Source organism: Rhodospirillum sp. A1_3_36 (assembly GCF_047263945.1).
GTDB lineage: Bacteria > Pseudomonadota > Alphaproteobacteria > Rhodospirillales > Rhodospirillaceae > Rhodospirillum.
Window position 1 is genome coordinate 37,479 of record NZ_JBLAVB010000002.1, and the last position, 19,134, is coordinate 56,612.

16 protein-coding genes and 1 pseudogene are annotated in these 19,134 nt (G+C 60.7%); 6 read left to right on the forward strand and 11 right to left on the reverse strand.

Annotated features, from left to right (window positions below; translation table 11 throughout):
• Nucleotides 1-5: 5 nt before the first annotated feature.
• Nucleotides 6-1,337: an esterase-like activity of phytase family protein gene (locus ACLIRY_RS04810; protein WP_413204228.1), complete on the forward strand. Its 1,332-nt coding sequence runs from the start codon at nt 6-8 to the stop codon at nt 1,335-1,337.
• 142 nt (nt 1,338-1,479) lie between these two features.
• On the opposite strand, the gene xylA is transcribed toward ACLIRY_RS04810, so the two are convergent.
• The 5 genes from xylA to xylF form a co-directional block, all read right to left on the reverse strand.
• Nucleotides 1,480-2,781, reverse strand: coding sequence for a xylose isomerase (gene xylA, locus ACLIRY_RS04815; protein WP_413204229.1), 1,302 nt, complete (start codon nt 2,779-2,781; stop codon nt 1,480-1,482).
• Nucleotides 2,778-4,220, reverse strand: a complete 1,443-nt coding sequence (gene xylB, locus ACLIRY_RS04820) for a xylulokinase (protein WP_413204230.1) — start codon at nt 4,218-4,220, stop codon at nt 2,778-2,780. The genes xylA and xylB overlap by 4 nt, the downstream gene beginning before the upstream one ends.
• Nucleotides 4,217-5,014 carry an ATP-binding cassette domain-containing protein gene (locus ACLIRY_RS04825; RefSeq protein WP_413204231.1) on the reverse strand — a complete coding sequence of 266 codons (798 nt, stop codon included), beginning with the start codon at nt 5,012-5,014 and terminating at the stop codon, nt 4,217-4,219. Before ACLIRY_RS04825 ends, xylB begins: the two co-directional genes overlap by 4 nt.
• A complete protein-coding gene (locus ACLIRY_RS04830; protein ID WP_413204232.1) occupies nt 5,011-6,327 on the reverse strand; it encodes a sugar ABC transporter permease in 1,317 nt (438 codons plus the stop codon). Before ACLIRY_RS04830 ends, ACLIRY_RS04825 begins: the two co-directional genes overlap by 4 nt.
• A 95-nt stretch (nt 6,328-6,422) precedes the next feature.
• Nucleotides 6,423-7,475: a D-xylose ABC transporter substrate-binding protein gene (gene xylF / locus ACLIRY_RS04835; protein WP_413204233.1), complete on the reverse strand. Its 1,053-nt coding sequence runs from the start codon at nt 7,473-7,475 to the stop codon at nt 6,423-6,425.
• Nucleotides 7,476-7,691: 216 nt separating this feature from the next.
• On the opposite strand from xylF, the gene ACLIRY_RS04840 reads away from it, so the two are divergent.
• Nucleotides 7,692-8,978: an ROK family protein gene (locus tag ACLIRY_RS04840; protein ID WP_413204234.1), complete on the forward strand. Its 1,287-nt coding sequence runs from the start codon at nt 7,692-7,694 to the stop codon at nt 8,976-8,978.
• A 189-nt stretch (nt 8,979-9,167) separates the two neighbouring features.
• On the opposite strand, the gene ychF is transcribed toward ACLIRY_RS04840, so the two are convergent.
• The gene (gene ychF, locus ACLIRY_RS04845; protein ID WP_413204235.1) at nt 9,168-10,283 is read right to left on the reverse strand and encodes a redox-regulated ATPase YchF; all 1,116 of its coding nucleotides are present in this window, start codon (nt 10,281-10,283) and stop codon (nt 9,168-9,170) included.
• A gap of 51 nt (nt 10,284-10,334) precedes the next feature.
• On the opposite strand from ychF, the gene ACLIRY_RS04850 reads away from it, so the two are divergent.
• On the forward strand, nt 10,335-11,144 hold the full coding sequence (locus ACLIRY_RS04850; RefSeq protein ID WP_413204236.1) for a hypothetical protein: 810 nt from the start codon (nt 10,335-10,337) through the stop codon (nt 11,142-11,144).
• Nucleotides 11,145-11,169: 25 nt separating this feature from the next.
• Here ACLIRY_RS04850 and pth read toward each other — a convergent pair.
• From pth to ACLIRY_RS04870, 4 genes and pseudogenes are all read right to left on the reverse strand, one after another.
• Nucleotides 11,170-11,769, reverse strand: a pseudogene (gene pth, locus ACLIRY_RS04855) (aminoacyl-tRNA hydrolase); the annotation flags it as partial.
• Nucleotides 11,770-11,805: 36 nt separating this feature from the next.
• Nucleotides 11,806-12,423 carry a 50S ribosomal protein L25/general stress protein Ctc gene (locus tag ACLIRY_RS04860; RefSeq protein ID WP_413204771.1) on the reverse strand — a complete coding sequence of 206 codons (618 nt, stop codon included), beginning with the start codon at nt 12,421-12,423 and terminating at the stop codon, nt 11,806-11,808.
• Between the two features lie 137 nt (nt 12,424-12,560).
• Nucleotides 12,561-13,145 carry a DUF2889 domain-containing protein gene (locus tag ACLIRY_RS04865; protein ID WP_413204237.1) on the reverse strand — a complete coding sequence of 195 codons (585 nt, stop codon included), beginning with the start codon at nt 13,143-13,145 and terminating at the stop codon, nt 12,561-12,563.
• Between the two features lie 134 nt (nt 13,146-13,279).
• Nucleotides 13,280-13,726 (reverse strand): cyclic nucleotide-binding/CBS domain-containing protein, encoded by a 447-nt coding sequence (locus ACLIRY_RS04870; protein WP_413204238.1) that lies wholly within the window; start codon nt 13,724-13,726, stop codon nt 13,280-13,282.
• 1,113 nt (nt 13,727-14,839) lie between these two features.
• On the opposite strand from ACLIRY_RS04870, the gene ACLIRY_RS04875 reads away from it, so the two are divergent.
• From ACLIRY_RS04875 to ACLIRY_RS04885, 3 genes are all read left to right on the forward strand, one after another.
• On the forward strand, nt 14,840-15,829 hold the full coding sequence (locus ACLIRY_RS04875; protein WP_413204239.1) for a TRAP transporter substrate-binding protein: 990 nt from the start codon (nt 14,840-14,842) through the stop codon (nt 15,827-15,829).
• Between the two features lie 85 nt (nt 15,830-15,914).
• Nucleotides 15,915-16,433 (forward strand): TRAP transporter small permease, encoded by a 519-nt coding sequence (locus tag ACLIRY_RS04880; RefSeq protein WP_413204240.1) that lies wholly within the window; start codon nt 15,915-15,917, stop codon nt 16,431-16,433.
• An 18-nt stretch (nt 16,434-16,451) separates the two neighbouring features.
• Nucleotides 16,452-17,735, forward strand: a complete 1,284-nt coding sequence (locus ACLIRY_RS04885) for a TRAP transporter large permease (RefSeq protein ID WP_413204241.1) — start codon at nt 16,452-16,454, stop codon at nt 17,733-17,735.
• Between the two features lie 371 nt (nt 17,736-18,106).
• Here the strand turns inward: ACLIRY_RS04885 and ACLIRY_RS04890 are convergent, their stop codons facing one another.
• Nucleotides 18,107-19,087, reverse strand: a complete 981-nt coding sequence (locus ACLIRY_RS04890) for a LacI family DNA-binding transcriptional regulator (protein ID WP_413204242.1) — start codon at nt 19,085-19,087, stop codon at nt 18,107-18,109.
• Nucleotides 19,088-19,134 lie beyond the last annotated feature (47 nt).

The following is a 19,134-nucleotide window of genomic DNA, read 5'->3' on the forward strand; positions in this document are numbered from 1 at the left end:
TCCCTATGCGTTCAGTCCTTCTTGGTGCCGCCTTCGGTACCGTCTTGGCTGGTATGGCGAGCTATTCCGCCGCCCAGGCTGCGGAACCCGTTGCCTTCGACGCGGTCCTCAAGGCCCATGCCGAGCTGCCGGCCCAAAGTTTCCTGGTCCCCCCCGCCGACGCCCCCCGGTCCTTCATGCTCTCGGGGCGGTTCACCGGCAAGGGTGGTCGAGTGGACACCCCTTACGCCATTTACGACGAGTCCACCGGCCTGTCCCGACCCTTTCCGGGTCAGCCCTTGCAGGGTTTTTCCGGTATTCGCTCCCTGGGCGATAACCGCTTCCTGGTCCTGACCGACAACGGGTTCGGCACCAAGGCGAATTCTGCGGACGTGATCTTGATGTTCAACCTGATTCATGTGGATTGGGACGCAGGCCGGGTCGTGGTGGACAAGACCATCTCCCTGAGTGACCCCGATCGGATCGTGCCCTTTCCCATCGTGACAGAGGGAACGGATAGCCGGTATCTGACCGGTGCGGATCTGGACATCGAGTCCATCCAGCCCGTGGGGGATGGCTATTGGTTGGGTGATGAGTTCGGCCCCTGGCTGGTCCAGGTGGATGGCGAGGGTAAAGTGCTTCAGGTTCTGGCCACGGAGCCCGGCGGCAAGCTAATCCAAGGCCCGGACAACGCCTTCGTATCCACGCCGAACCCCGGAAGCGCCCTGCCCGAGACGGTGGTCTCCAAGCGCTCCGGCGGGTTTGAGGGCATGGCCCTTGATGCCAATGGCACCACCTTGTATCCGCTGCTGGAAAAGCCCGTCCATGACGCCGCAACGAAGGGTCCGGAGCATGTGTCCGGCAAGCCGGTGCTGCGTATCTTTGAGTTCGACACCAAAGCCAACGCCTGGGGAGACAAGGTTCGCTTCTACCCCTTGGAAGACGAAAGCCATGCCATCGGCGATTTCAATCTGATCGAGGGGCGGCGTGGTCTGATCATCGAGCGGGACAGCGGTCAGGGCGATCCCCGGGAAGGCTGGTCGAAGGAGCCCGCCAAGTTCAAGCGGATCTATCTGATTGACCTGGATCGGGCCGACGAGAACGGCGTGTTGGAGAAAATCGCTTATATCGACCTGATGGCCATCAAAGATCCGGACCGGATCGCGCTCCGGGGCACCATTGATGGAGTCTTCTCCTTCCCCTTCGTCACCATTGAGAATGTGGATCGTGTCGACGACACCACCATCGTCGTGGCCAACGACAACAACTATCCCTTCTCCGTGGGTCGGGAAAAGGGTCGGGCCGACGATAACGAATTTATGCTGCTCGACGTTGCCGACTTCTTGAAGGCGGAATAAGGCGGGGCGATTTTACCGGGCTGCTGGGCTGCCGCCCAGACCCACTTGGGGGCGAATGCCCCCAAACCCCCATTTTTTCTAGGAATGGGGGACCGGGGCCTCAGGCCCCGGCGGGGGGCGGGGCAGAGCCCCGCAGGTGCGCCTAAATGAACCGATTGATGAGGTTTTCCAGGCGTTCCTGCCGTCCGGACCGGGGCTCGGGGATGATATTCTCGGCCAGTACCTTGGCTTCGATGGCTTCCAGGGAGCTGGAGAGCAGAGCTTTGCCCTCTTCCCCGTCCCATCCCGCGTAGCGGGCGGCGCGGGCCTCCTCCAGGGCGCCATTTTCCAAGAGAGCCGCTGCGGCGACCAAACCCCGGGCGCAGGTGTCCATGGCACCCACATGGGACAGGATCAGGTCCGCCGGATCCAGGGATTGCCGTCGGATATGGGCATCGAAGTTGGTGCCGCCCTGGGTGAAGCCCCCGGCCTTGAGGACTTCGTAATAAGCCAGGGTGGCCTCCAGGGGATTGTTGGGGAACTGGTCCGTGTCCCAGCCGGATTGCACATCGTTGCGGTTCATGTCGATGGATCCGAGGATCCCCAGGGAGGCCGCCAGGGCCAGTTCGTGTTCGAAGCTGTGCCCGGCAAGTAGGGCGTGGCCCTGTTCGATGTTCAGCTTGACCTCATTCTCCAGACCATAGCGCTTCAAGAAGCCGTAAACGGTCGCCACGTCAAAGTCGTACTGGTGCTTGGTGGGTTCCTGGGGTTTGGGCTCGATGAGGATTTGCCCCTGGAAGCCGATCTTGTGCTTGTGTTCGACCACCATGGACAGGAAGCGCCCGGCGTGGTCGGCCTCGCGCTTCAGATCCGTGTTGAGAAGGGTTTCATAGCCCTCCCGTCCCCCCCAAAGGACGTAGTTCGCCCCGCCCAACCGATGGGTGGCCTCCAGGCAGGTTTTCACTGTGGCCGCAGACCAGGCGAAGACATCGGGATCGGGGTTGGTAGCGGCTCCGGCCATGAAGCGGCGGTGGGAGAACAGGTTGGCCGTCCCCCAAAGCAGTCGGGTCTTGGAGGACTCCATTTTGGCGGCGAAATACTCGGTGATTTCCTCCAGGTTTCGCTTGTTCTCGGCGAAGGTCGCACCCTCTGGCCGGGCGTCGGCGTCATGGAAGCAGAAAAACGGCACCCCGAGAATGTCGAACATCTCGAAGGCCACGTCCGCTTTCAGCTTGGCCTCTGCCATCCCATCGCCGAACCAGGGGCGCTCCAGGGTCTGACCGCCGAAGGGGTCCCCTCCGGTCCAGGCGAAGCTATGCCAATAGGCCACACTGAAACGAAGGTGGTCTTCCATACGCTTGCCCAGCACCAGGGCATCGGGATCGTAATGGCGGTAGATGAAATCGCCCTCGCCGTCGGGGCCCTGGTAAGTGACTTTGGGAATGTCTTGGAAAAAGGCGGTCATGTGAGGTCTCCGATGGCGTGACGTGCGGCGCAGAAGCGGGCGTGGCCGTCTTGAAAAGCCGAAACGAGGGAGGAAATGGGATCAATGGTGGCGGTCAGGGCGGGAGGCTTGGCGATCTCGGCCCCGGCTCCGGTTGCGGCCATCAGGCCGAGGCGGGCTGCCCCAAAGGCGGCGCCGACCTCTCCATCCTCTGGGATACCGATGGGCTGTCCCAGGGCCGTGGCGACAATCCCCAGCCAATGTGTGGAGCGGCTGCCTCCGCCCACGGCGATCAAGTGATTGACCGGGGTGCCTGCCGCAGCGAGGGCATCCCGGCAATCGGTGAGGCCGAAGGCGACGCCCTCCAGAACCGCCCGGGTGGCGGCTTCGGCATCGGTGATCTGCTCCAATCCGGTGAAGGCCCCCCGAATGGATGCGTTGTTGAGAGGAGTCCGCTCGCCCCCAAGATAGGGCAGGAACAGGGTGCGGCCCGGCGCGCGGACCGCTCCCAGAGCCCCGGTCAGATCCGCGGGAGTCCGGCCCACCAGCCGGGCCAGCCAGGAAAGGGAATCGGCTGCGGACAGGATCACCCCCATCTGGCACCAGGTGCCAGGCAAGGCGTGGCAGAAGGTGTGAACGGCGGTCTCCACGGCGGGCCGGTAGCCATCGGTGGCCGCGAACAGGACACCGGAGGTCCCCAGGGACACGAAGGCTTCACCGGGACGCACGGCGCCCACGCCAATGGCCGAGGCGGCATTGTCGCCACCGCCCCCGGCGACCACCACCGACCGGCCCATGCCCCAGCGCTCCGCCAGGGCGAGGCGGAGGGAGCCGGAGGCGGAGGATCCCTCCACAAGGCGCGGCATATGGGCACGGGAGAGATGGCTCTTTTCAAGAAGGGCCTCCGACCAGTCCCGGGCGCCGGTATCGAGCCAGGAGGTCCCCGCCGCATCGGACATCTCCGACACATGCTCTCCGGTTAACCAAAGTCGCAGAAAGTCCTTGGGCAACAGGACCGTCTTCACCCGGGCGAACAGCGCGGGTTCATTGGCCTCCACCCAGGCCAGTTTGGGGGCGGTGAAGCCGGGAAAGACGATATTGCCGGAAATCGTTCGCCAGGGGGGATCGGCGTCCATCGCGGCGGCTTCCCCATGGGACCGGGTGTCGTTCCACAGGATGCAGGGCCGTAGCGGTTTATCGTCGGCGTCGAGGAGCGTTGCCCCATGCATCTGCCCCGATAACCCAATGCCCGAGACGGCTGCCAGCCCATGGCTTCGGGACAGGCTGTCCAATGTCTGTTCCGTCGCCGTGATCCAGTCGGCGGGGTCCTGCTCCGACCACCCCGAATGGGGGCGGGAAAGGGCCAAGGGGGCTTCCGCCGTGGCGAGGACCGTTTGATCCTCGCCTATCAGGACGGTCTTGACACCGGAAGTTCCCAGATCGATGCCAAGAAAGGTCATTGGGCCGTCTCCGGCTTCTTGCCAAGGATGATCATGGCCAGCAGGTCGTCGTCGGTGACGTCGGCGATCTTCACCGTGCCCACAAGCTTGCCGTTTTTCATCACGCTGGCCCGGTCGCAGAGGGACATGACCTGATGGATGTCATGGTCGATGATGAAAATCCCCAGGCCTTCGGCTTTCAACTGCTGGACCAGTTCAGCAACCATGCGGGTCTCCTGGGGTCCCAGGGCGGCGGTGGGTTCGTCCATGATCAGCACCCGGGCGTTGAAATAGACGGCCCGGGCGATGGCGACCGACTGCCGCTGGCCACCGGAGAGCGCCGCTACCGGGGTGGAGAAGCGGCTGAAGTTGGGGTTCAGGCGGCCCATGATCTTGCGGGTTTCCGCCTCCATGGCGGCTTCGTCCACAAAACCCAGGCGGGTAACCAGTTCCCGCCCGAGGAACAGGTTGGCCGAGGCGTCCAGATTGTCAGCCAGTGCCAGGGTCTGGTAGATGGTCTCGATATGGAGCGCCCGGGCGTCGCGGGGGCTGTTGATCACCCGGGGCTTCCCATCGACGAGAATTTGCCCCGCGTCGGGACGGTAGGCGCCCGAGAGCATCTTGATCAGGGTCGATTTCCCGGCGCCATTGTGGCCGAGCAGCCCCACGACCTCGCCGGGCCAAAGGTCAACGGTCACATCGTCCACGGCCTTCACGCCACCGAACGCAATCGACATGTTGCGCATTTCGACCAGGGGCGTTCCCTCGCGGTGAGGGGGGGCGGGGGCTCGGGAAAGGGTGGCAGTGGCGCTCATATCCGGGCTCCCATGCGCTTGCGGTAGAGAATGTCGATCAACACTGCGATCACCAGGACGGCGCCGATCACGATGTTCTGGAAGGGCGCGTCGACCCCGACCATGGCCATGCCCGATTGCAGGGATTGCATGACCAGGGCGCCGACGATGGCTCCGCGGATGGTTCCGAGGCCACCGGACAGGGCCGTCCCGCCAATGACGGCGGCGGCGATCACCCGCAATTCGTCCAAGGTGCCGATGTCATTGGAATGGAAGGACAGACGGGCCGAGGCAACGACGGCAGACAGGGCGCAAAGGATCCCCATGATGGTAAAGACCTTGACGGTCAGGAACCGGGTGTCGATGCCCGACAGGGTCGCAGCCTCCGGATTGCCGCCGGCGGCAAAGATATAGCGGCCCAGGCGGGTGCGTCTGGCGATGATTCGCATGACGACGATCACCAGCAGCAGCAACAGGACCGAATAGGGGACGCCGTAGCCCATGGTGAAGCCGTCGGGCATGATCTCGCCCCGGGCTTCGAACATGCGGGCCAGCTTGATGTGGGGGATGTCATAGGCGTTCAGGGTGGCAACGAACCCGAGAACCAGACCGATGGTGATGACTCCCATGGCCACTTCGGCCCAGAGAGGTTTGACGGGAAAGTCATGGTCGATCTTGGCCTGACGGGCGCGCCATTGGGACAGGGCCAGGGCAATGGCGGCGAGCCCCCCCAGGACCCATCCCCAGGTCTCTCCCAGGGTTCCGCCAATTCCGCCCAACAATTGGAAGGCCTGATCCAAAGGGCCAATGGTTTGGCCGTCGGTCAGGTACCAGGCCACGTTGCGCCAGACCAGAAGGCCGCCCAGGGTGACGATGAAGGCGGGAACGCCCAGGTAGCCGACAATCCAACCGTGGAAGGCCCCAATGAACGCACCGGTCACCAAACCCACGAGGATGGCGATGGGGGCAATCAGGGGGTGACCCAGACCCAAGCCGAGCCAGTCCGGCGCCACAATGGTTTGGGTCACGGCCATCATAGCCGAACAGGTGGCGAGCAGAGCCCCGACGGACAGGTCGATATGGCGAGTGACAATGACGAACACCATACCGGTGGCCATGATCGCCACGGAGACCGTCTGAATGGTCAGGTTGAACAGATTGCGGGGGGTCAGGAACCGGCCGTCAGTGAGCAGGTCGAAGCCAATACAAAGGGCGACGAGGGCTCCGACCATGCCCAGAAGGCGGGGATCGATTTCAAGCAGGGCGATCAGGCCCTTCCGCTTCGACACACCTGTGGGCGCGTCGTTTGCGGTCGTGGTGGATAGGGGTGTCATGGACGGATCTCGTCGGTAAGGGCAAGGCGTCGCCCCACCGGTTTCACTTGTTTGGGATGGAAGCCGGTGGGGATGGGGTCAGTCGAGGGCCGACTTTAGTTGCAGGGAGCGGGGCCGTTGGTGACGCCCTGGCACAGGCTGTCCCGGTCAATCCAACCGGCGTCCACGACAACAGACAGGTTGTCCTGGGTGATCGGAACCGGCTTCAGGAACTTGGCCGTCAGCACCGTGCCGCTGGGAGAGGTCCAGCTCACGGCCCCGTCGATATCCGCCATGGCCGTGCCCTTGGCCAAGGCCACGGCGATCTCGCCCGCTGCGACGCCCAGGTCCCGGGCATCCTTCCACACCGAGACGGTCTGGGTGCCCTTGGCAACGCGGTTCAGGGCGGCATGGTCGCCGTCCTGTCCGGAAACGGGGGTGCCCTCCATGCCTTGGGCTGTCAAGGCTGCGACCACCCCACCGGCGGTGCCGTCATTGGAGGCAACCACTGCGTCAACCTTGTTATCGTTGGCGGTCAGGATCTGTTCCATGTTGCGCTGGGCATTGGCTGGCAACCAGCCGTCGGTATAGGCCTCGCCAATGATTTTGACCTTGCCGGCGTCGATGGCGCTCTGCAGGACCTCCTGTTGGCCCTGGCGCAGGAAGTCGGCGTTCGGGTCGGTGGGGGAGCCCTTGATCATCACGTAGTTGCCTTCGGGCGCCTTTTCGAGCACGGCCTTAGCTTGCATCCGGCCCACCTCGACATTGTCGAAGGTCAGATAAAAGGCGCGGGGGTCTTCGATCAGGCGGTCATAGCCGACGACGGGAATCCCTTCGTCCGCCGCCCGTTGGACGGCGGGGCCAATGGCCTGGGAATCCTGGGCCAGGATGATCAAGGCGTTGGCGCCCTGAGCGATCAGGCTTTCAACGTCGGACAGTTGCTTGGAGGAGGAGGACTGGGCATCGACGGACAAATAGGTGGCCCCCGCCGCGTCCAAGGCCTTCTTGATCGCCGCTTCATCGGTCTTCCACCGCTCTTCCTGGAAATTCGACCAACTGACGCCAACCACGAGGTCCTTGGCGTTGGCGGTCGAAGCAAATCCCGTGGCCATCATGGTCGCCGAGATACTGACGGCCATCAGGGCCGCCTTGGTCGTCGCTTTGATCATCCGTTTACTCTCCCTGGAATGCGTCCCCTTTTTTGGGGCGATCCGGCTGCGGCGCCGGTATGCCCTAAGGGTGCCACATTTATTTCAATCATCAAATTTAAAACAACGAAGAAGGGCAGAATTTTCTTTTTGCAGTGCGACATGGTTGTGAATTGCGGAGAATCCTGGGATCATATGACTGAAAGCGTCTCCAATAATTACAATGGATAAATTATTGTGCCGACCCATCCGACCGATCTGGCATCCCAGGTTCCCTCGGCGAATTCCGCCCTTTTGGATTTGCCGGGCTGCGGTCCCTTGGCCTCCCCCCTGGGAAGTGGCCGGGGACTCCGCCAACAGGTTTTTGAACGAATCCGGGCTCAGGGGGCGGTCGCGCGAGTCGATGTTGCCAAGGATTTAGGGGTCAGTCCGGCAAGCGTGACCACCATTTGCGCCGATCTCATCGAGATGGGATTGATCCGGGAATTGGCCCTCTCCCGCAAGGATGGGGATCTGGGGCGGGGGCGGCCTCCCGTTGCCTTGGGGGTCAATCCCGGAGCTCGATATGTGGCCGGTCTGAAGCTGTCGGATTTGAGCCATGCTGCGGTGATCTTGGACTTTGCAGGGGATGTGGTCGGTCGGGCGAGTGTGCTGCGACCGAAGCTGAACCTTGATGCAAAAGATGTCGCGGAAGAGGCGGACTGTGTCCTCGGGCTTGCCCTGGAGGACGCGGGGCTGGACCGCTCCGCTCTATCGGCAGTGGGCGTTGGGTTACCCGGTTTGATACGCCACGATATCGGAACGGTGATCTGGTCGCCCATCATTCGGGAGCGGAATGTCCCCTTCGCTGCGCTTCTCAGCCGTCGCTTGGGGCTGGTGACCCTGATCGACAACGACGCGAATCTTCTGGCCCTGTCGGAACTGTGGTTCGGTGTAGGGCGCAGTCTGTCGACCTTTGTCATGGTCACCGTCGAGCGGGGTCTGGGTATGGGGTTCGTGCTCGATAACGCCCTTTGGCGGGGGAGCTATGGGGTTGGAATGGAATTCGGGCATATCAAGGTGCAGTTGGATGGCGCCCTATGCCGGTGCGGACAGCGGGGCTGTCTCGAGGCCTATGTGGCCGATTACGCCCTCGCCCGTGAAGCCTCCACTGCCCTGGATTGGGACGGCGGAGCGGAGGGGGATTCCCAACGGACCTTGATCGAAAGCCTGTACGCGGAAGCCCGGGCGGGCAATGAGGCGGCCCGGAGCATTTTCCAGCGGGCCGGGCGTTATTTAGCCCTTGGCTTGGCCACGATCACCAACCTGTTGGATCCCCCTTTGATCATCCTCTCCGGCGATCGGATGCGGTATGACCAGATCTACCCCGAAGCGGCCATGGTTGAAATGCGCGGCCTCACCTTGGGGGCGGACAGGGATACGCCCAGGGTAGAGGTCCATGCCTGGAGCGCTTGGGATTGGGCGCGGGGGGCCGCAGCGGAAGCCCTGCGGGAAACCACCGACGCCCTATTTAAGGTGGGATAATACCCCGGTCGAACCTAGAGTGAAACGGGATCAGCGTGAGTCAAGCTGGCCCCGTTTCACTCTCATTCTATAAGTTTTAGAGTATCTTCGAGGCCAAGTTTGGTCGCGAAGCGACCCAACTTGATCTCGGAATACTCTCGCGGATGATATGTCCTGGCCCCACAGGTCGCGACCCCTGAAACGGAACGGTTACACGTTGAAGCGGAACAGGAAAACATCGCCGTCCTGGACGACATATTCCTTCCCTTCCGACCGCATCTTGCCCGTTTCCTTGGCCCCGGCCTCGCCTTTGCAGGCGATATAGTCGTCATAGGCGATGGTTTCGGCGCGGATGAAGCCCCGTTCGAAGTCCGTATGGATGGCGCCTGCCGCCTGGGGCGCCTTGGATCCCCGCATGACGGTCCAGGCCCGGGCTTCCTTCGGTCCGCAGGTGAAGAAGGTGATCAGATCCAGCAGGTCGTAACCCGCCCGAATGATCCGGGCCAGACCCGTCTCCTCCAGCCCCAGGGAGGAGAGGAATTCGGCCTTCTCCTCCGGATCTTCCAACTGGGCGACTTCGGCTTCGATGGCAGCGCTGATCACCACGGAAACGGCGCCCTGCTCCTGAGCCATGGCGGCGACCTTCTCGGACAGGGCGTTGCCCGTGGCCGCAGAGTCTTCCTCCACGTTGCAGACGTAGAGCACCGGCTTGGAGGTCAGCAACTGTAATTGCTCGAACAGCCGACGGTCTTCCGCATCGCCGGGGGCTTTGCTGGGGGCGGCGGTGCGGGCGGGTTTGCCGTCGCGCAGGGCGGCCAGGACCGGGGCGATGACCGCCAGCAGGGCCTTGGAGTCGGCGTCGCCGCCCTTGGCCTTCTTGCCAAGGTTGACTTCGCGTTTTTCCAGGCTTTCCAGGTCGGCGAGCATCAGTTCCGTTTCCACGGTTTCGGCATCCCGGATGGGATCGACGGAGCCGTCCACATGGGTGATGTCCCCGTCTTCGAAACAGCGCAGCACATGGACGATGGCATCGACCTCGCGGATATTGGCGAGGAACTGGTTGCCGAGGCCTTCGCCCTTGGACGCGCCACGGACCAGACCAGCGATGTCCACGAACTCAAGCTGGGTGGGCACTTCCTTGGCCGACCGACCGATCTCCACCAGCATGTCGAGCCGGGGATCGGGCACGGCCACCCGACCCACGTTGGGCTCGATAGTGCAGAAGGGGAAGTTGGCGGCCTGGGCCGCGGCAGTGGAGGTCAGGGCGTTGAACAGGGTGGACTTACCCACGTTGGGCAGGCCCACGATACCGCATTTGAAACCCATTATTGTTTTGCCTATAATGTCTCAAGGATTAGGGGTTAAAAGGAGTGAAGCATGCCAAAATCTATATCATGGATCCTATTTGCCGTCGTGATTGTGTTTGGTATTGCTCTTATGGGATTTGCGGAGCTCATGTCAATGTGGGGCTGGCCCTCATGGCTAGTCGCGTTCGCTAATAATGTGTCAGCGTTTCTTATAGCAACCCTCGCAATTGCAATTTACTGGGATCGAAAGGGAAGAGAGAGTTTTTTTAGAGAAGTTGATGATAACATCGAATCTAGAATTGAAGCTTCAGAGGCCGGAATTGAGAATATTTATAGAAAATTTAGCAAAGACCCAAAGTGGGATCGGTTTTTTGAGGCAACTGATACAGTTGATATAGCTATAGTAAGGGGCAACACATGGAGAAACACAAATTCTGGCATAATTTCTAATTTTCTAAAATCAGAAGCTAATTCAATAAACTTATACGTCCCTAATATTGAAAATGAACATCTCATGGACATTGTGTCTCGCAGGGTAAATCAGACCATAGAAGATGAAAGAAAGTATATACTTAGATCTTTGTCAGAATGGATGGATTGTGGACTTTGCTACGGAAATGTTCGCATTTTCCAGATTGACTTTGTTCCAAGTTATACTCTTTATCTAGGAAAATACGACGCCATATTTACTCTCTATAAGAATCATCCGGGAAGGGCAGATAATATACCTTGTTTTAGGGTGCGGAGCGCGGGTCATCTTTATGAGTTTTTTAAAGAAGATATGAGGCAACTGAAATCTCACGCAAAAACCGTTCGTCTGGAGAAAGAGGGTCTGTCTGAACTTTGTAAAAAGTACGGTGCTTTTCCTCAACGCGAGTGATTGGTCAGTGAAAGAGTTATTTTTTCTGTTCGGGATTGGTCGAGAAGGTTGGCCGTTCCGGCCGAGTCGCGCTCGCCACCTTGGACATGAAATCCGAGGCCTTGTCCGCGAGCATCAGGGGAAACTGGTCGGACACCGCGTCGAGCAAGGGGCCAAGCCAAGCCTCGTCGGCCTTGGCAAAATCCCCCAGGACATACCCATGCACCCGGTCCTTGTGGCCAGGATGACCAATGCCCAGGCGGACGCGGTGGTAGGGATTGCCCAAGTGAGCGTCGATGTCCCGCAGACCATTGTGGCCCCCATGACCGCCGCCCTGTTTGACCTTCACCTTTCCAGGGGCGAGATCGAGTTCATCATGGAGAACGATGATATCCTCGATGGGAATCTTGTGGAAGCGGGCGGCTTCGCCCACGGATTGGCCCGACAGGTTCATGAAGGTTTCGGGCATCAGCAAGAGGACCCGTGTTCCGGCGATGACACCGTCGGCGACCTGCCCTTGGAATTTCTTGCGAAAGGGGCTGATTCCGTAGCGTCGAGCCAAAGACTCGACGGCCATGAAGCCGATGTTGTGGCGGTTCCCGGCGTACCGGGAGCCCGGATTGCCAAGCCCCACCACAAGTTTCATCGGAATCAGCCCCCTTCAAAAGTCCTGTCTTGAGCCTTAGGCGTCTTCGCCTTCGGCCTCGTCCCCTTCGCCGGCTTCGGAGCGCATGCTCGACGGCGCGGCGATGGTGCAGATGGTGAAGTCGCGGTCGGTGATGGTCGGATGCACGCCGTCGGGGATCTTCACCGCAGACATGTGGATGGAGTCACCCACTTCGGCGGCGATCAGGTCGACTTCAAAGAACTTCGGCAGGTCGTCGGGCTTGCCGGTGACTTCGATTTCGTGACGGACAACGTTCAGCACGCCGCCCCGCTTCAGGCCCGGGCTGGTTTCCTCGTTCAGGAAGTGCACGGGGATCTCGACGGTCACGGTCGTGTCGGCAGAGATGCGCAGGAAGTCCACATGGACCGGCTGGTCGGTCACCGGGTGGAACTGCACGTCCTGCACCATAACGCGGTGTTTATCGCTACCGACGGTCAGGTCAAAGAGGCGGCTGGCAAAGCCGGTCTTGCGCATTTCGAGCATGATGTCGCGGGGGGCCATGGCCAACAGCACGGGAGCTTGCCGGCCACCATAGATCACGCCCGGAATCAGGCCTTCCCTACGCGTGGCACGGGCTGCCCCCTTACCTGCCCGGTCGCGACCCTTGGCTGCAAGGGTTCCGATATCAGACATTTCGATCACTCCATTTGGATCGTTGAATGTGCGGTCTGGCCTCCAGGGGTGCCAACACCGACCGCGCCGCTGGAGATCCGGCGGCGAGGAACCGGGGGTGTACACCCGGGGTCCTGGGATTGCAAGACTTGGAGTGGTCAGGTTTGGGATGTCGATTGGAAGGCGCCTTCTCCGCCCGTGTAATACTTGGGCATTTCCCGTCTGACGACTGGACCGTCGGTGCGAAAGGCGTGGCAGGTGTTCAAGAGGCCTCGGGCGTCATTGCGGCCATTGCCCGACGCGGCCCTGCGCTCGGACCGCGCCTTGAACAGCGCCTGAAAGGCGGTGGTGCCCATGGGGCCCAGGAGTTCGACAAGGTGGGTGCAGCCTTCCGGCCCACCCAGACGGGTCTTTGCTTCGTCCCGAAACCCTCGGCCAATGGTCAGGCCGATCAGTCTTTTGTAATTGTCCACCACCGAAGGGCAGACGGAAAAGGGGCTGAAGTCGATGACTGCTTCGGCGTCACGGATGCGCATGTCCAGGTCGATCGTCAAGCGCAACCCCATGCCGTGCAGGGCCTCTCCCGGTTCAATCGTGCCCCGGTCCTGGTTGGAGAAGGCATAGGTCTTGGTATCGGTCATCCAACCTTCGATATCCCAAAGACCATCCTCCCGCTCGAAACCATGACAATCCACGCGGCGGTGGTGGATGGCCTTGCGGGGGGCCGGAGTGGAAAAGGGCACGGGAGTCCTCCATCAAGCAGACAACGGAAGACTCTATGTTGGGTCCGCATCCGCTTAATGGAAGACCTGAGCATACGGAGGCGAATGGAAATTGTCTTCGCCGCCATGCTCAACAGTGGGCGAGGGACCCGATGTCAGGCCGTACCGTAGGCTTCCCCGTAAATGAAGGCTTCGTGGTTGCGGACATCCCGGGTCAGTTGATCCGTGACCACGGCGTACAGATCACGGACAGAAATCATGCCCACCACGGTGCCCTTATCCGTCACAGGCAGGTGGCGATAGTTGCGTTCGCGCATCATGCGCAACGCTTCCTCCGCCGAGTCATCAGGGCCGAGGGTGTCTGGGTCAGGGGTCATGATGTCGCCGGCCGTTGTGGAGTCGGGGTCTCGCTCCCGAGCCACCAAGCGGGCGGTGATGTCCCGTTCGGTGATAATCCCCTTCAGGGTTCCTCCCTCCACAACCACGACCGCAGCGACGGTGTTTTCCGCCATGATCCGGGCCACGGACCGGACGGCCACATCGGGTGTAACGGCATGGATTCTTTGATCGCGCACCACGTCTGGAACCAATTTGCGTTGCATGTCCTGATATCTCCCCTGTCGTCAATGTTGCCTTGTTTTCGTATTCCCGGATCTGTGCTTCCGGAGCAGACATATTAAAGAAGTGGGGAATTAATGGAGAGAAGCAAGTCCTTGGGGAATTTTTGGTGCGACGCGGTAAAGGTTAGAGATTTAAGCGATTTTTATTGAATTTCATGGGATTATCCTTGGCTCTCCTTTCAGTTCTGACAATGTATATTTGACTATGGAAGTTGGCATTTGGGTGCTTTAGAGGATCGAGCGGAAAAGTGGGGGCCGCAGGTCTGATTCCAGCCAACCTTCGTTGAGACGATCGCAGCGTTGACGGCTTAAGGATATTGACCCGTTGGTGGCGATTTCTGCCGCACAACCGCATCGTCCCTATGATTTTCCCCGGGACACGACAGTGTCTCGTCTTTTTTGGGCGATTGCCCAAGCCCATTTGGGGGCAAATGCCCCCAAACCCCCATTTTTTCTTTGAAAAAAATAGGTACCTGAGGCTTGAGTCAAGCTGGCCCCGTTTCACTCTGATTCTATTCATTTTAGAGGCACTTCGAGGCCAAGTAGGTCCGCGAATGCGCCCCAATTTGATCTCGGACAACTCTACTCGCCTTGTTCATTGAAGCGCAGCACGCAACCGGTGTTCAGGTTGGGCATCAGCCAAGCGTCCTCGGACACCCAGCGGGCCATGCGGCGGCGGAAGCCGGGCATTTCCAAGGGTTGACCTCCCAATCGGGCGGGTTATCCCGCTCCGCCTTTCTCCACAACGGACAGCATCACTCCCAATCGGCCCATCCCCAATTTCGATTTTCTGAAAGCCTGTGCAGAAACGGACGCATTCCAAGGCCCCCTTCCCACCCGAACAGCCCACCCCCAATCCGGACCCGGAAGCCGCGGAATGGGAGCCAACACCCTGTTTAAAAATATGATTTTCCCAACTTCTTAAGTTCCGGTGGCGCCGATGTGATAGGGAAGGCGAATGACGCTGTTCATCAGCGTTCAATCCGTATGGATTGACGCGCCGTCGTCCGGTGGACATCCTTGGCTCTCTGGATCTCCGGAAAATAGGGAGGCGCCGAAAGAATGCGCCCCAAAGTTGTCATTGGGAGGAAACAAATGACATTCATGAAGTTGGGAGCCCTCTCCCTCGCCGTCTGCATGGGCATGGGCATGACGGCCACCACTGCCTTGGCTTCCACGGAAGTGAAACTGGGCTACGCCCTGGCCCCGACGTCCCATTACGGCGTGGCGGCGGACAAGCTGAAAGACGTCGTCGAAGCCGAGACCAATGGTGAGTTCACCTTCTCCATGTACCCCTCCTCCGGGCTTGGAGGCGAACGCGAGGTGATCGAAGGGCTCCAGTTGGGGACCGTGGAGGCGACCATCGTCTCCTCGGGCACCCTGGCGAACTTCGTGCCTGAAACGGGTGTCTTCGATATCCCCTTCCTGTTCCGTGACCTGGGCCATGCCCGGCGCGTGCTCGACGGCCCCATTGGCCAGGAGATCCTGACCAAGTTCACCGACCAGGGTTTGGTGGCCCTGGCCTGGGGAGAACAGGGGTTCCGCCATGTGACCAACAACCGCAATCAGATCGCCGAGCCCAAGGACATGGCTGGCATGAAGCTGCGCACCATGGAGAACCCCGTCCATATCGAGGCGTTCGAGACCCTGGGCGCCGCACCCACACCCATGGCCTGGCCCGAGGTCATCAGCGCCCTGCAGCAGGGCACCATCGACGGGCAGGAAAACCCCCTTTCGGTCATCACCTCGGCGAAGCTGTATGAGGTTCAAAAATATCTGACCCTCACCGGCCATGTGTATTCCCCGGCAATGATCCTGGTGTCCAAGATCTTCTGGGACGGACTCTCCGATGACCAGAAGGCCGCCTTTGCAAAGGGCGCCAAGGAAGCCTCCACAGCCATGCGCGCCTTTGTCAGCGACGTGGAAACCAAAGGGGTGGAGCAACTCAAGGCCGCCGGAATGGAGGTCGGCACCCTGACGCCGGAGGCCCGCGCGGAGTTCCAGAAGGCCTTGGCTCCGGCCTACGCCCATTACGCCGAAACTTATGGACAGCCGTTGATCGACGCGATCATCGCCACCCAATAAGGGGCATTGGGTTTCCCCGACATGTCCTTCCATCCCGCCGTTCTCCCCCTGCGGCGGGATAGCCCCCTTGAGTCCTGGAGCCGCCATGTTCGAGCGTCTTTTCATCCGCGCCAACAGTTGGGCGGTCATCCTGCTTCTGGCTGCCATGGCCTGTATTGTTTTTTGTAACGTCACGCTGCGCTACCTGACGAATTATTCCATCGTCTGGGCGGAGGAAGTGGCCCGCTACATGATGGTCTGGCTTGCCTTTATCGGTGCGGGCTTGGCCCTGCGGCAGGGGTTGCACGTCGCCGTGGGCAACCTGCACCATATCCTGCCGCGCACCGGAGCACGGATCCTACGCCTGGCGATTGTTATCCTGCTTTTGGGCTTTTCCCTGGTCATGGTTTGGCAGGGCTGGGAATACCTGACCCGCATGGGCCGCCAGCTCACCCCGGCAACCCGGATCTCTTTCGCTTATATCTATGCCGCCATGCCCGTCGGCTTCGCCCTTTTCGCCATTCATCTGTCGCTCATCGCCCGTCATTACCTCACCGAAGGGAATTTGGAAGCTCCCTTTTCAGAGGGCGAGACCCCGGCCGCAGATCGTGGCGCCATCAGCTGACCGAGGGAACCGCCCCCCATGGCCCTGCTCCTTTTCCTCTCCTTCTTCGTTTTAATGATCGTCGGCGTGCCGGTGACCTTCTCCCTGGCGATTTCCGCCTGTTTCGCCCTCTTCGTCGAAGGGCGCTATCCCATGCTGGTGATCGTCAAGGAGATGTTCACCGGCCTGGACAGCTTCCCCCTGATGGCCGTGCCCTTTTTCATCCTTGCCGCGGACATCATGTCCAGCGGAGCGATGACCCGGGTCCTGTTGCGCTTTGCCTCTCAGCTTGTCGGCCACCTCCGGGGGGGGCTGGGCTATGCGAACATCCTCTCTTCGACCTTCTTCGCCGGCATTTCCGGATCCGCCCTGGCCGATGCGGCCGGGCCGGGAGCCATGATGATCCGCATGATGGACGAAGGCGGGTACCACCGCTCCTATGCCGGAGCCCTGACAGCCGCGACCGCCGTGGTCGGCCCCATCATTCCCCCGTCGATCATCATGATCCTCTATGCCATGCAGGACGAAAGTGTCTCCGTAGGGGCCCTGTTCATGGCAGGCATCCTGCCGGGCCTGCTCATCTCCTGCGCCATGGCTACGGTCAATTGGTATATCAGCCGCAAGCGCCAATACCGGGCCGGAGACAAAATGCCTCCCGCTCGGGAGTTGGTCCGGGGGACCATCCATGCCCTGCCCGCCCTGTTCCTGATCGTCATCATCATCGGCGGCATCCGTTTGGGTGTGTTCACCCCCACCGAAGCCTCGGTGATCGCCGTGTTCTATGCCCTTCTCTGCGGCAAATTCGTCTACCGCTCGCTCCGCCTCCGGGATCTCCCCGATATTCTGCTCAAATCCGGGTTGATCTCCACCGCAGTCCTGCTGATCCTGGCCGGAGCACGGGCCTTCGCCTGGGTGCTGATCATCGAGCGGATTCCCCAGGAGTTGGCCGACATGATTGTCGGTTGGCATCTGCACCCCCTGGCCTTCCTGCTCTGCGTGAACATTCTGCTGCTCATTTTTGGGCTGTTCATGGATCCCCTGCCCGGGGTGATGATCCTGACTCCCATCCTGGCGCCCATCGCCTTGAGCCTGGGGATCGATCCCATCCATTTCGCCATTGTCACCATTGTCAACTTGACCCTGGGCATGATCACGCCGCCGGTGGGAGGACTTCTGTTCGTTGTCTCCTTGGTGGCACGCATAAAATCCGGGGATTTAATCCGCGAAATGCCCCCCTTCATGGTGGCCCATTTGCTGATCCTGATGCTGTTAACCCTGGTTCCGGCGCTCTCCACCTGGTTGCCCAAGGCCAGCGGGTTTTAGGGGAACCCGCGAGCGATGGAGGATCAAAATCGCGACGTTATCCACGGTAGACGACAGTATCTCGTCTTTTTTGGGCGATTGCCCAAGCCCATTTGGGGGCCAATGCCCCCAAACCCCCATTTCTTTTTTCTGAATAAGACCCGGGGTCTGGGGCCTTACGGCCCCAGTGGGGGACGGGGCAAAGCCCCGTAACTGCCCCCCTGTCGTGTGCTGTGGAGAGTTTCACGTGCTTTTGCACCGGCTCGACTCGGCGCGGAAGAAGCCTTCGTTTGACTGCGACCGTGAGAAATGGAATGCGCTATACCCGATTCCAATCCAACCACCTAAATCCGACAGACGGCTAATCCCCGAAAGCACAGGACGGAAGCGGATCACTCGGCAGCACGGCGGGAGGTCGACCCCCGAATCACACAGCGACCCGACAGAACCACCTGCCGGATCGCCGCCTCAGGATCCTTCAAGCGGTCGAAAATCAGGGCCATGGCGGTTCGCCCAATCTCCAACACGGGTTGCTCGTAGACCGTCACACCGGGATCAACCAACTCGGTCCATTCGTCATTGTCGAAACCGAGGAGCCCCAGATCATGGGGCATGGACAGGCCAAGGCGCCGGATGGCCCGGGCCGCCCCCATCAAAACACGCCCATTGCTGCTCAAAATGGCATCCGGCGGATTGGGACCCGTCAACCAATCGGTCACCACCTCCTCCGCAGCCGCAGCCGTCGGCGCGATGAAGCGGGCATCGGGACCAAGCCCAAAGGCCTTCAAGGTGGTTCGGTAGGCTTCGGACCGTTCCCGTCCGGTTGCACTGGTGTTTCCGAAAAGCCCCCCGATCCGCCGATATCCCTGGTCATGGCAATGGGTGACCAGTTGCGTGCAGGCCCGTCGGTTGTCGATCACCACGGAATCATGGGCGCCATCGGGGTCGGGGCGGTCAATCAGAACCATGGGAAAGTCGAATGTTACGGGTTCCATGGCCAGGGTCGGCGCCAGGATGAGACCCGTAACCCGCTCTTCCTGCATAAGCCGCAAATACATGGATTCCCGTTCCGGGTTCTCATCTGTATTGCACAGGATCACCCGCATGCCGACCTCATAGGCCGCATCCTCGACGCCACGGGCCACAGCCGTGAAGAAGGGATTGAGAATATCGGATACGATCAACCCAATGGTTTCCGAGCGGCGCGTCCTCAGCCGCCGGGCGGAGAGGTCAGGCCGATAGCCCGTGGCCCGAACGGCCTGCTCCACGCGCCGCCGCAGGCTCTCGCTGACCGATCCCCCTGCAAGGGCCCGCGATACCGTCGCGACGGACACACCCGCCACCTTGGCGACATCCTTGATTCTCACTGACATTTGACAACCGATATCTTGTAATCGTTTTCATTAAACACCCCAATAAT

Coding starts and splice junctions, on each gene's coding strand:
- xylB (WP_413204230.1), bottom strand. CDS start 4,220: ATGACCTTTCTTGGCATCGATCTGGGAACTTCCGGTGTCAAGACCGTC.
- ACLIRY_RS04885 (WP_413204241.1), top strand. CDS start 16,452: ATGGCCCTGCTCCTTTTCCTCTCCTTCTTCGTTTTAATGATCGTCGGC.
- ACLIRY_RS04860 (WP_413204771.1), bottom strand. CDS start 12,423: ATGTCTGATATCGGAACCCTTGCAGCCAAGGGTCGCGACCGGGCAGGT.
- ACLIRY_RS04875 (WP_413204239.1), top strand. CDS start 14,840: ATGACATTCATGAAGTTGGGAGCCCTCTCCCTCGCCGTCTGCATGGGC.
- xylA (WP_413204229.1), bottom strand. CDS start 2,781: ATGACCGCCTTTTTCCAAGACATTCCCAAAGTCACTTACCAGGGCCCC.
- ACLIRY_RS04870 (WP_413204238.1), bottom strand. CDS start 13,726: ATGCAACGCAAATTGGTTCCAGACGTGGTGCGCGATCAAAGAATCCAT.
- ACLIRY_RS04850 (WP_413204236.1), top strand. CDS start 10,335: ATGCCAAAATCTATATCATGGATCCTATTTGCCGTCGTGATTGTGTTT.
- ACLIRY_RS04890 (WP_413204242.1), bottom strand. CDS start 19,087: ATGTCAGTGAGAATCAAGGATGTCGCCAAGGTGGCGGGTGTGTCCGTC.
- ACLIRY_RS04830 (WP_413204232.1), bottom strand. CDS start 6,327: ATGACACCCCTATCCACCACGACCGCAAACGACGCGCCCACAGGTGTG.
- ACLIRY_RS04880 (WP_413204240.1), top strand. CDS start 15,915: ATGTTCGAGCGTCTTTTCATCCGCGCCAACAGTTGGGCGGTCATCCTG.
- ACLIRY_RS04825 (WP_413204231.1), bottom strand. CDS start 5,014: ATGAGCGCCACTGCCACCCTTTCCCGAGCCCCCGCCCCCCCTCACCGC.
- ychF (WP_413204235.1), bottom strand. CDS start 10,283: ATGGGTTTCAAATGCGGTATCGTGGGCCTGCCCAACGTGGGTAAGTCC.
- ACLIRY_RS04810 (WP_413204228.1), top strand. CDS start 6: ATGCGTTCAGTCCTTCTTGGTGCCGCCTTCGGTACCGTCTTGGCTGGT.
- xylF (WP_413204233.1), bottom strand. CDS start 7,475: ATGATCAAAGCGACGACCAAGGCGGCCCTGATGGCCGTCAGTATCTCG.